Source organism: Burkholderia sp. TSV86, from assembly GCF_001522865.1.
Lineage (GTDB): Bacteria > Pseudomonadota > Gammaproteobacteria > Burkholderiales > Burkholderiaceae > Burkholderia.
On record NZ_LOWB01000080.1, the window covers coordinates 1 to 12,496 of the forward strand.

Annotated in this window: 6 protein-coding genes and 5 pseudogenes; 5 read left to right on the forward strand and 6 right to left on the reverse strand. The window is 56.3% G+C overall.

The window, feature by feature from the left end; genetic code table 11:
* Positions 1-301: DDE-type integrase/transposase/recombinase (locus WS68_RS15120; RefSeq protein ID WP_156429520.1), on the forward strand; the 301-nt coding region annotated here is incomplete at its 5' end.
* A 456-nt stretch (positions 302-757) separates the two neighbouring features.
* Here the strand turns inward: WS68_RS15120 and WS68_RS27690 are convergent.
* From WS68_RS27690 to WS68_RS15130, 4 genes and pseudogenes are all read right to left on the reverse strand, one after another.
* On the reverse strand, positions 758-1,930 hold the full coding sequence (locus tag WS68_RS27690) for a hypothetical protein (protein ID WP_197419616.1): 1,173 nt from the start codon (positions 1,928-1,930) through the stop codon (positions 758-760).
* A gap of 249 nt (positions 1,931-2,179) precedes the next feature.
* Positions 2,180-4,336, reverse strand: a complete 2,157-nt coding sequence (locus tag WS68_RS15125; protein ID WP_082710065.1) for a S53 family peptidase — start codon at positions 4,334-4,336, stop codon at positions 2,180-2,182.
* 655 nt (positions 4,337-4,991) lie between these two features.
* Positions 4,992-5,503, reverse strand: a pseudogene (locus tag WS68_RS26280) (DDE-type integrase/transposase/recombinase).
* A gap of 128 nt (positions 5,504-5,631) precedes the next feature.
* Positions 5,632-7,353, reverse strand: coding sequence for a S10 family serine carboxypeptidase-like protein (locus WS68_RS15130; protein ID WP_197419617.1), 1,722 nt, complete (start codon positions 7,351-7,353; stop codon positions 5,632-5,634).
* 421 nt (positions 7,354-7,774) lie between these two features.
* Here WS68_RS15130 and WS68_RS15135 point away from each other — a divergent pair.
* Positions 7,775-7,948, forward strand: a pseudogene (locus tag WS68_RS15135) (IS6 family transposase); the annotation flags it as partial.
* A gap of 71 nt (positions 7,949-8,019) precedes the next feature.
* On the opposite strand, the pseudogene WS68_RS15140 reads toward WS68_RS15135, so the two are convergent.
* Positions 8,020-8,427: pseudogene (locus tag WS68_RS15140) on the reverse strand (DDE-type integrase/transposase/recombinase); the annotation flags it as partial.
* Positions 8,428-8,480: 53 nt separating this feature from the next.
* A pseudogene (locus WS68_RS26290) lies at positions 8,481-9,148 on the reverse strand (IS6 family transposase); the annotation flags it as partial.
* 234 nt (positions 9,149-9,382) lie between these two features.
* Between WS68_RS26290 and WS68_RS15155 the strand changes: the two are divergent.
* The 3 genes and pseudogenes from WS68_RS15155 to WS68_RS15170 all read left to right on the forward strand — a co-directional run.
* Positions 9,383-10,642, forward strand: coding sequence for an IS256 family transposase (locus WS68_RS15155; RefSeq protein ID WP_059571592.1), 1,260 nt, complete (start codon positions 9,383-9,385; stop codon positions 10,640-10,642).
* Positions 10,643-11,034: 392 nt separating this feature from the next.
* Entirely contained in the window at positions 11,035-11,379 is a 345-nt protein-coding gene (locus WS68_RS15160) for a DoxX family protein (protein ID WP_059571593.1), read from the forward strand.
* Between the two features lie 78 nt (positions 11,380-11,457).
* Positions 11,458-12,419: pseudogene (locus WS68_RS15170) on the forward strand (IS3 family transposase); the annotation flags it as partial.
* Positions 12,420-12,496 lie beyond the last annotated feature (77 nt).

The window sequence follows — 12,496 nt, forward strand, 5'->3', positions numbered from 1 at the left end:
GCCCGACACCGTGACCGTCGACAAGAGCGGGGCCAACCTGGCAGCCCTGCATGCCGTGAACGCGCAGCGCGAGACGCCGATCAAGATCCGTCAGCGCCAGTATCTGAACAACAGGATCGAGCAGGATCACCGGGCGATTAAACGACGAACGAGGTCTATGCTCGGGTTCCAGCGTTTTCGATGCGCACGCATCATCATGGGTGGCATTGAGACCATGCACATGGTCGCCAAGGGACAGATGAATTTCCCCAAGGGGACTCGTTTGTCCGCAGCACAGCAATTCTATTGCCTGGTTTCATGAGCCGGGTCGGTCCACTCGCCGCCTCCAACTCTCCGTCCTTATTGCGACAGAACCGGCGCTTGAGCACCCTGGCGATTCCTGCGGGCAGGTTCTTTCGCGGTATCTTCGCAGCAAGGCGCATCGGTGAGGGCTCAGTTCTTCGAAGTCAACCATTCTACTGGCCCTCCACTAATGCGACAGAACCCATCAATGGGGGATGCATTAATCCTTTGCGGTATTCTGGCGAATATTGCAATACCGTTATTTTAATCCAAATATGGCATGCCGACAACTCACCAATAGTGCGTATTGATATCGATGTTGTCACCGCTTTTCCTTATTGCAACAGAACCGACGAATGGGCGTGGTTCAAACTGATGTTACACTTAGAGCAACGGACTCATTAATCAGTTGGCATTCGTCGGGTTTGTGTGTAACGTAGGAAAGTCTGTTTTGAACCACGCCGGACAAGACCGGTCAGTTCGATTCAGTAAATTGAATTGAAGGTGTCGTGCCGCCTGTCGCGGTACATTTTCCCAACGTCAAATTATTGGTCTCACCAGTCGTCCCTGCATTTTTCAGACACACCGGTTTGTTGGTAGTTGCATCGTTTACCTGTAAGTTAACGGCAAGTGACGTTCCAGATTTAAAATTCAACCCGCCACCTCCACCATTACCCACAATATTAAACTCCGACAACTTCCATATCTGTCCGATATCGAGCGTACTATCTGGTTGATTTACACTGTAGGCATTCCCTTTATACGTTAGCACAACGGTATCGGTTGCCCCTTGGCCCGCCGTGGAGGCATACCCCGCCAGAGTTACCAGAGGAAGGTCACCCACTGGAATAGTTGGCGCAGCAACAGCGTAACTATTTCCAAAACATCCTCCACCAAACACGGAAAAATCGAATCCTGTGGGACACTGCTTCTTTCCTTGCAGCAATAAATTCATATCTTTGTTGCTCGGGAATATCCAATTCTGGATAAATATTTGTGGCCCTTTGGGAACGGTTCCTAGAGGGCCGGGTTGTGATAGGACATAATCAGATCCATAAATAAATTGCTGCCAAACCTTACAGCTTGAATCAAATCCAATTTTCGGGCAAAAAGATGGATTCTTGGCGATATCAGTATTGAGTTGAAGCGTATAACCGTCAGCAGGATTTGTTAACCCACTCACGACGGCAGCCGGAAAGCTCCCGATTGCCGAAGTCGTGATTCCAGTTGTCTTGGCAGCATAATCAGCCCCGTTCCCAACTGTCAGATTCCCGATACTGCTTGGTGTGCTCCGCCCCAAGTTACTGGACGTTTCCTGCCCCTGGTTACTGGCACCCGAATGTGTCGAATCAGAAAGTTTTCGGGATACGGCCTCACACGTCCCTTTCTTCCACGTGGTGTCGGGATAAGAAATCGTATAACACCCTCCACTAGGTGGAGGACCCGCTTTCTTCACCGCCTCTTGCCAGATCGCCTGTTCCTCCTTTGATGCCTGTGTATAATGCGCCGTCGCTGCTGCTTCGACGCCAGAAACAGATGTTTGAGCATCAGCAATTGATGATGTCGAGGCGATTCCCAACGCGGTCGACATCATCACAACGAGTACCCCACCACATCTAGATACGTTGAATCTATTCATCGATAACATATTTTTCTCCAGATTTATATTTCGAATCGGATTAATCACAATCTATACTATTCACCAACGAAATTTCTTACTACAAGGGCGACGTCTGGAAACTTTAACTACAACTACAAAGGTGTGAACCACGTCCGGCAAACCACGAAAGAAAGGAGAAAAAGAAGACGGAACGACAAAGCCGTCGGGTAACATTCCTTCTTGAGGCACACGCGCGGCCCCTAGTTGACGCGCTACAGACCTCAATGTGCGTTCCGTTCAATGCGCGCCCAGATAGTCCGACCACGCCTGCACCAGATTCGCGGCGTTGACCGATCCCAGACCCGTTGCAAAATTCCAGCCGGGCGTGGCCGGATAGGCGGCCTGCAGCCTAGATGTGAACATGGAGATGATCCCCACCTGCTGGCCGGCCTGCGCATAGCAGTCGGCGGAACCCGGCTTGCATGGCACCGCGTTGTTGCCACGCGTCACGCTGTGGAACACGCAAGCGCTTCCGCTCGTGTTGCCGTTGTCGGACGCGCAATCCTTCAGGCCAGTCGCGTTCGGCGCACCGGGTTTGCCATATTGCTTTGCGGCCAACGCGTACAGTACGGGATTCGGATTCCCCTGCTTGCCCCTGGCTTTCTGATTGACCAACGCCTGAATGCCGGCGAACGCGGGAGCAGCAAACGAGGTGCCACCGTTGACTTCATATCCCTTCGGCAAGCCCGGCGAACAGCGGGTATCGGCCGTGCAGGTAATCACACCGTGATTGAAGGGAGCGTCACCCCAAGCCGCGAACAACGCCACGTCAGGCAGGTCGCGCGATTTATCGGCGGGCATGCCATACACCAGCTTCTGCCATGAGGGTTTGGCAACCAGCGTGGATTTCCCGCCGCTGCCGCCGATGTCCACCAGCGATACGCTCGGATCCTTGCTGTTGCAAAACTCGAGCGGCCCGCTGTAACCCAGGCTCTTGTAGATCACGCTGTTCGCGCAGGAGTAGTTCCACGGCGTCTCCGGCAGATAGGAACGTGCGTTGCCGTAATCTGAACTCACGTCCGGATTCCAGTATTGCGCGGTCGTCTTGTCGAGCACATCGGGGAAGTCCGTGCCGCCGACCGCAACGATGTAGGGCGAATTTCCGTTGTTGTCTACGTTCAGACCAGCCTTAGTCAGGGGGACCCGGTCGTTACACGACACGGAACCCGTATCGCCAGCCGCGTCGAACGACGAAATGCCCTGTGCCGCTGCCTGCTTCCAGATGTCGAGTACCTGCAATTCGTCCACCAGGCTGATGTCTGCCTCGCACACGCCGTAGCTGGAGCTGATGATGTCCGGCGGCGTCTTGCTGTTGACGATGTTGGTTAGGGCCGCATAAAACCCGTCCATGCCGCCGAACTTGACATTGGACCGCCCCGCGCAAGAGGCGACCACGATATTGGCGTCCGGGGCAACCGCGCCGGACCATTCCGCGTCCAGCAGCGTTTCACCGTCATCCCCGCGGCCGGGATCGGTGCAGTTGTTTTTGCTCAGACCAACTGGTGCCGGGTGGATCTGCGAGAATTTTCCGCCGAAGTAGTCCAGCCCAAACGTTTTGCGAAAATCGGTCCAGTCCTGCGGATTCATGTTCGCCATTTCGATAACCGCGATGGTTTGCCCTTTGCCGGTGATGCCGCTCGACCAGAGCGGAAGCACGTTGTAGATGGTCGCGAAATCGCGCGGCGACAGATCATTCTGGGGCTTGCCGCGGACGTGCTCCAAGGGAGTTCGCTTGAGCGGCACGCGGTTCTTCGGATGCGGCTGGAAATCGTGGAGCCAAGCGACGCCCGCGACGACCGGTGTCAACGAAGTCGGCAGTCGGATGTCACTGGCATTGGCGATATGTTGCCGACCGTTGATTTGATAGACGTGTTCTTCGGTATGAAAGGCCGAGCGAATCTTGTCCGCCGTGCCACTGAAATCGATCTGCATCCGGTTCGGATACACGCCGCTCACTGCGAAACCCTGTGCTTCGAGCCAGCTGGTCAGCGTCTCGATATCCTTCAGCACCACGCCGAAATCGGTGCCGTAGTCCTCGGCGGTCATCCAATGATGGAATTGTGGCGAAGCAGGGTCATGTAGTTGTTCCATGAACCGGTTGAGCGCCGCCTCCCGAGCAGGGCTTCGCTTGAGTACCAGTTGCATGTGCTCGAGCCGCGTGGCGTCGGGTACGGTGCCGCGATCGAATTCCTGGCGCGCAGATTGCGGCCGGCTATTCGGAATCTGGGCTAGCACGGCCACCGCACGGTCATTGGCGCTGGTCAAGCGAGGCGCTTCGTTGATCAGCGCACTATCCAGACCATAGTAGGAAGCATCGGCAGCATACGCGCAGCCCGCTGCAGCCAAGGCTAATAACGCCACTATGTGACGACAAATCATTTGTGCAAGACGCATGATGGCCCTCTGTTGTTAGACAACCTGATGGTCAGGATAGGAATCCTAATTATTTAAGGAGAATAGTCGAAGCAACTGCTCCACCGAGCTGGTTCGCCGGTGGTATGGTAATACCGCGATAGGATTTATGTGCTGCACATGGCTGCCCGAAATGATCCGGGGCGAGCTATGTAGAGATATTCATGATCGATTACCCTGTTGTTTATGGATTTAGATAAACAAATTGTGCTCTTCGACACGTAATTGTCCGCAAATGCGAACCACGACGAATAAGTGATCGGTGGAGATCTTTCATGTGGCCAGAATCTGCACTGGCAGCCCGCCTCTCAGGGGTATCCATCGGCCCGTTCAGGTGGTACGGCTAGCGTTCCACTATTCAACCGCCTATCCAATCTTTTTTTGAATATACGTCCAAATTTTTTGGAATGAAACAATAGTTCCGATTAAATTTCAATCATTACAAAACTTTCTCGCGATTACCTCCGTCATTGACTCAATTGGTTGAGCATAAGCAATTCGCATTGACACATAGATATAAATTTGAAGGGAATGAGTAATATTTCTGATTGGCTACTATCTGGGGGGCTTCAGAAAACAGAAAATAATGCACGTTTAGCCTGAGCTGTTGATGGCGAGCCAGGCCGGTGAACAAACGCTAGGCATCGAAGTGTGCCGCAAGTTGCTTTCGATAAAGCGAGGCACGCAGCAAATGGCGCTTGAGCGCGAAGTGTTGCCGGATCGGGCCAAAACTCGACAGGAATACTGTGTTCGAGCGGGCAATCGAAAACCGCGCATGCGGCGCTCGCGTTCGCGCGTGGGCGATGACTGTTCTCGGCGCGGTTGTTCACACGCGCAGCCGCTTTGACGAAAACATGCTTCACGTTTGCGAGTTCGGGAATATCGGCCTTGGCGGCCGGATAACTGCGCAATTGATCGGTGACGATCTTGCGCGGCGCCGGGCAGCCTTGATGCAATGGGCGAAACCCGTCCCAAACCAAACTTGTCACACCAGCGTCGAATCGTTTCATGGCTCACCACGATGCTCCGCTCGAACAGCAGTTCTTCAATGTCGCGCAGACTGAGCTGGAAACGGAAATACCAACGAACCGCCTGGCTGATGATGGCCGCCGGAAATCGATGTCCACGATAGAGCGATCTCGTCTTCATCCCTCATCCTACGCTAACGTGACAGTGCCGCAACGAGCCATACGCTCGTGAAACCGGCCGCCATCGCGGTGAGCCGGCTCGGTCGGTTCAATCTCAACAATCTGCCTCTCCTGGACTACGCTTATTTCTTACTTCATTGATGCGACGGAGGTTTTCATCGCCTTGTCGTAGAAAGTGGACAGCGCGTTGCGCAGCAACTGGCGAGTCGGATCGTCCGCATAGCCCATGTGACCCGCCGGATACAGGATCCGGGTATACATCTGGGCCATCTGCTGCGTCGGAACCGCCTGCGCGACCGATTGCATGTCCCAATCGACCTGAGCCGCCGGCACGACGGAATCGTAATAGCCCGCCGACGTCAGCACCTGCATGTGCGGGTTGATCATCATTTCGTCCGCGATGAAGATCGTCGCATCCGGGAATGACAGCTCCGAGCCGTTTGGATAGGATGTGTCGTTGTTCCATGGGATACCTATCAGCCCGTGATAAGTCGACAGCGTCTGATATTTCAGCGTGTTATACGCATACGACGTGAAGATCGGGCCGTAGGCGGCCAGATCGTCTAGCGACGGGTCAGAAGTCAAGTAGTTTGGGACCGATTGCATGACATTACCCGGCAACTCCTTACGAAGGTCGTATAGCCCCAACGTCTGGCCGGGAATCATGCCGGTGGCATCCAGCGAGCCGGTAACCGCCGCGAGCACGTCGGTCGCCGAGCTGACTGGCGTGTCGCCCTGGGTCGCGTTGTTGTAGATGACCGGCGTGTTGCCCGTCAGCGCCTGCAAGCGTGCGACCAGCGTGCCCGCCTTCGCATACTGCGCGGCAGTGGGCACCGAGTTGTACGGATTGGGCGTGACCGAGCGCAGATCGTTGAACGTGAAGTTCTCCGAGGCCTGGAACAGATCGGCGTCGCTAAGCTGCGCCAACGAAGGATCGGTGATCTTGCCGTAGTACTTGGCCGCCATCGTGATCGTCGGCAGCAGGAACGGCGGCAGCGGATCGCGGCGAGCCGGCTCGCCTTCGTAGAAATTCAGCGCCGGCGCCTGCATCATCAGCCCGCTCAACTTGATTCCGTACTGATCCTGCAACGCATACGACAAAATGCCCGCGCGCGGCCCGCCATACGATTCGCCATACACCATCAGCGGCGAGTTGCCCCGGTTGTTCGTGATCATGTAGCGGTTGATGAAGCCCGCCATGATATTGACATCCGGATTGACGCCCCAGAAATCCTGGTTCTTGCTAGGCGCGATGGCCTCCGAATAGCCCGTGCCGACCGGGTCGACGAAGATCAGATCGCTCTTGTCCAGCAAGGTCTGCGGATTTTCGCCGAGCGTCACGTCGTTCGGCCCCGATACCGTCGAGCCCTGCGCCGTGAAGACGCGCATCGGGCCGAACGAACCCATGTGCAGGAACGACGAAGGCGAGCCGGGGCCGCCGTTGAAAAACACCGTCACTGGCCGGCGTGTCGTGTTCTGGTTGTCGAGCGTGTACGCGGTATAGAAGATCGACGCCTGCGCGGCGTTGGTATTCGGGTCGCGCACGATCAGGTGGCCCGCCGTCGCCGTATAGGTCATGTTGACGCCGTTGAGTTTGATGCGGTGATGCGTAACGGCAGCGGCCTCGGTGGCCGTGGGCAGCGACGCGGTCGGGCTCGCGTCGTAAAGCGTGTTGTCGACGTAGGGCTGATCGGCCGGAAGCGGCGTCAGCGCCTGCTGCGTCGCCTGGTTGCCCTGGTTACCCTGGTTGCCTTGGCTGTTCTGGTCGACCTGGACCGTGGCCGACGTAACCTCCGGCGCGATAGGCTTGGGCGCGGACGACGCGCCAGACGCCGTGGCGGAACTGGTCACGCCCGCCGACGAGCCAGGCGACGAACCGTCTCCGCCGCACGCGCTCAATAGGAAGAGGGCCGCAACCGAGGACAGCACCGCCGCGCGCCCCGGTAGCATTGATTCGGTGCACTTAATTTTTAATTTTCCCACGATTACCCCCAATACGTATTTTAATGATCGGTGAATTTTAAATACTGAGTCGATTGTCATGCACTCAGCCTTGACAAAAGATTAATGCATAAATTTTTTCACCGTCAACGAAATTAATGCGTTTGTAATAATTTTATTATTTTCAGTATACGCATAAATTAAATATTTATCTCAATATTTGATTTTAGGGATATCTTTTGGTTCTGTCGCGATAACGCGCTGGGGTAAAAGTTCTGTCGCAATAAGGCGGTCTGATAGGGTGAGGCAGTGAGCCCGAGCGAGTCGAGTGATGAAATCGAAGCTGAATACGGCGCTGGCGAAAGTGTTCAAGCGCCTACACTATCCTTTCGATGTGATGCTGCTGTGCGTGCACTGGTACGTGGCCTATCCGCTGAGCCTTTGGCATCTTGAGGAGATGATGGCCGAACGCGGATTGTCAGTCGACCACTCGACGGTGCATCGCCGTAGAACAAATTAAGATTCTGTCTCGATAACGAAGTTGGAGGTGAGTCGGAGCGGTATTTTTAGGATTCCTTATATCGCCAAGGAGTAAAATTGCTGACCAACGGAAAGCGGCACGTCACGGTTTACCTGCGACGGCCATTTTCGAATCATGTGCATGATCTCGATGCCAGAAAGAATGATGCGCGCGCACCGAAAACGTTTAAAGCCCAGCATCGGTCTGACGATCCGCTTGATCGTCCGGTGATCCTGCTCGACGATGTTGTTCAGATTCTTGCACTGCCGGATGTTGATGGGCGTCTCACGCTCAGCGTTGATCGCATGAAGTGCTGCAAGATTGACCCCGCTTTTACCGACGGTGACCGTTTCCGACGCACCATTCTGGTCGATCGCTTTTTCGAAGTATCGTTGGGCGGCAGCCTTGTCACAACGGGCCCGGAACAGGAAAGCGACGGTGTTACCGTCTTTGTCAACTGCCCGGGCATTGTCACGTTGGCGATGGCGGGATAAACCGGTGGTGTTCATCCGGTTGCTCAGGCGGCGAAAGACGGATTTTGGGTCATGCCAGTGAAAAGTCGCCAGGTTTCGAAGTGCGTCGCGAGCTGCTTGCGATAGAGCGACGCGCGTAGCACATGACGTTTGAGCGCGAAGTGTTGCCGAATTGGGCCGAAGCACGACAAGAATATACCTGGGTGCGCTGCGGATCTCGAAAGCCGCGCATGCGACGCTCGCGTTCGCGCGTGGGCTGATGGCTGTTCTCGGCACGATTGTTCACGCGCGCCGCAGCCTTGACGAAGACATGCTTGACGTTCGCGAGCGCCAGTATTTCTGCTTTTGCCGCAGGCTAGCTGCGCAGTTGATCGGTGACGATTTTCTTCGGCACCTCGGCACTGGCTGACAGTACCCGTTTGAAGAAGCGCTTCGCCCCAGTCTTATCGCGTCGCTTTTGCAACAGGATGTCGAGTTCAATGCCGTGTTGATCGACCGCACGCTAGAGAACAAAGGGCTCGCCGCGCAACGACACGAACATCTCGTCCAGATGCCATATGCTACCCGGCTGGCGCCGGGCGGCCTTGATGCGATGGGCGAACCCCGCACCGAACTTGTCGCACCGGCGGCGGATCGTCTCATGGCTGACGATCACGCCGCGCTCGAACAGCAACTCCTCAATGTCACGCAGGCTGAGCTGGAAGCGGAAATACCGTAAGCGATAGATTTAGCACACCGAATGGAGAATCATTTGCAACTTGCGGGCGAGCATAGCCACATCGCGATGGTCGGAATCGACCGGCGATGTCTGCATCTGAGTCTCGGTAGCGCACGCCAACGCGATGGTCGTGGCGCGCTCGTTGCATCAGCTCACGTTTACCTCGGCTTGCGAGCCTATCCGAACTTTTGTGTGCGAGGCATAAACTGATGGCCAAGGAGCCACGTTATGCCACCCAAACGTAAGGAAGAAGCGACCGTAGAACCGGGCAAGGGCTTGAACCTGGACCCGGAACTGATCAAGCAACTGGTACCCGGCACGCTGGATCGGGCGACGATCAACGAGCAGCTCGCGGCGCTCAAAAAGGCGATCTTCGAGCGCGCGCTGGGCGGCGAACTGACCCACCACCTGGGCTACGAGAAGGGCGAAACCAAGCCAGTAGGCCGCACGAACCATCGTAACGGCACCAGCCGTAAGCGCATCGCGACCGACGACGATCTGCTCGACGTCGAGATTCCGCGCGACCGCGAAGGCACCTTCGATCCGGTGCTGATCGCCAAGGGCGAGCGGCGCTTCACCGGCTTCGACGACAAGATCATCGCGATGTACGGACGCGGCATGAGCCTGCGGGAGATTCAGGGTTTCCTGCTGGAGATGTACGGCATCGAGGTGTCGCCGGACTTCATCAGCACGGTGACCGATGCCGTGATCGACGAAGTACGCGAGTGGCAACAGCGACCGCTCGAGCCGATGTACCCGGTGGTGTTCTTCGACGCCTTGCGAGTCAAGATCCGCGACGAAGGCGTCGTGCGCAACAAGGCGATCTACCTGACGCTGGGCGTGCGCCGCGACGGCACACGCGACGTGCTCGGCCCCTGGATCGAGCAGACCGAGGGCGCCAAGTTCTGGCTGCGGGTGGTCAACGACCTGAAGCTGCGCGGCGTGCAGGACATTCTGATCGCCGTGGTCGACGGCCTGAAGGGCTTTCCTGAAGCGATCAACGCGGTGTTCCCGGAAACGACGGTCCAGACCTGCATCGTGCAACTGATCCGGAACTCGCTGGACTTCGCCAGTTGGAAAGACCGGAAATCGGTCGCGGCCGCGCTCAAGGAGGTCTATCGGGCACCGACCGCCGAAGCGGCTGCCGTGGCGCTGGATACGTTCGATACGAGCCCGTGGGGTACGAAATATCCCCCGATTGCCGCACTCTGGCGCAGGGCTTGGAATCAGGTGATTCCGTTCTATGCCTTCGCGCCCGACATCCGGAAAATTGTATATACGACCAACGCGATCGAGTCGCTGCACATGCAGCTTCGCAAGGTCATCAAGGCGCGCGGCCACTTCCCCTCGGATGAGGCCGCACTCAAACTGATCTGGCTGGTGCTGCGCAACGTCGTGGCCAAATGGACCGGTTCCCGGCACGATTGGAAGAGCGCGATGACTCAGTTCGCGCTGCTTTACCCGGAACGATTCAACATTGGAATCTGAATCTCAACCCGCCTCACACACGGAATTTCGGATACCTCCCATTCTACTGGCCCTCCACTAATGCGACAGAACCCCTGACCCACATCGCTGATCACAAGATCTCCCGTATCGACGAATTGCTGCCCTGGAATGTGGCCGACAAACTGAAGCCGGCCACCCCGCCCACACCATCAACCGGGTAGATCTGGATAGATTTGGATGGATCGTGTCCACGATCACCGATCGCGGACACGATCTCCCGTGATCTACACGGACTCCACCACGACATCACTATCATGCCCTACGCGCGCGCGAACGGGGAAGCGGCCGGAACGAGTCGCTTACGGCTATACTCATGCACGCTTCCCCACTATCGACAACTTCATTCGCGATGCTTCGCGAACGGATTTTTCATGAACGTCTTTCGTTGTTTTCGACAACTCCTCCTCGTCCAACCATCGGCCCATCTGTTATACAGTTTGCCGCTCATCCTGACACGTGTCTCGGTCGGCGCTTTCTTTTCGATTTCCGGCTTCAATAAGCTCATGCTTCCCGAGAATGGAGCCTTGATGTTGCAGACCATCACTGAAGCACAGATCCCCTTTCCTAAGTTCATGGCACCGTTCGTGGCGGCATGCGAATTCGTCTTCGGTCTGTTGCTGGTCATCGGATTGGGCACGCGTGTCGCGGCAGCCGTGCTGTTTGTGATCAACGCAGTCGCATTGGCAACGGTGGGGATACGAAACATTCCGACCTGACCCTGCCCCAAGAAATAGTCCGGTGCAAAAGTAGAGAAATTCGGCATGATGTGTCCAAGCGGACACGAAGGCCATGCTATGAAGACGAGCAAGTTTACGGAAGAGCAGATCGCATTTGCCCTGAAGCAAGCCGAGCTGGGTACGAAGGTCGAGGAGATCTGCCGCAAACTCGGAATAAGCGAGGCGACTTTCTACAACTGGAAGAAGAAATACGGAGGGTTGGGGCCTTCTGAGCTGCGCCGCTTGCGCCAGCTCGAAGAAGAAAACGCGAAGCTGAAGCGGCTTGTGGCGGACCTGAGCCTGGACAAGGCCATGCTGCAGGACGTACTCGCAAAAAAGCTCTGAAGCCTGCCCGTCGGCGCATGTTGATCGATGAATTGCGTGATCGCTATCGAACCAGCCTGACGAAGACTTGCGCGTTGTTTGGCATGTCTCGTTCGCTGTATCGGTATCAGTCGGTTGCGCGTGATTCGTCGGCGCTGCTCATGCGTATCAAGGAAATCACCGCCACGCGCGTGCACTATGGGTATCGGCGCGTTCACGTGGTCCTGCGACGGGAAGGCTGGCGAGATAACTGCAAGCGCGTCTACAGGCTGTATCGGGCGGAGGGCCTTTCACTGCGGCATAAGCGGCCACGACGTAACAAATCGGCTCGGCTGCGACAGCCCAAGCATATCGTGACCGCGATCAACGAAATCTGGAGCATGGATTTCGTTGCGGATGCACTGTTCGACGGGAGACGTCTACGGACACTGACCGTCGTCGACAACTACACCCGGGAATGCCTGGCCATCGAGGTCGGGCAAAGTCTGAAGGGAGAGCATGTGGTCGAAGCGCTGACGCGTATCACCGCTATGCGCGGACACCCTGCCACGATCAAGGTCGACAATGGCAGCGAATTCATCTCGAAGGCAATGGACCGGTGGGCGTATGAACATGGCGTTGAACTGGATTTCAGCCGGCCGGGCACGCCCACTGACAACGCCAAGGTCGAAAGCTTCAACGGGCGCTTCCGTCAGGAATGTCTGAACGCGCATTGGTGAATCGCCCCGGGTTCATCGGAGACCGATTTGTTTGAGTCAGGCCGCCTTGGCGACGTCCTCAAACTGCCGCCAGT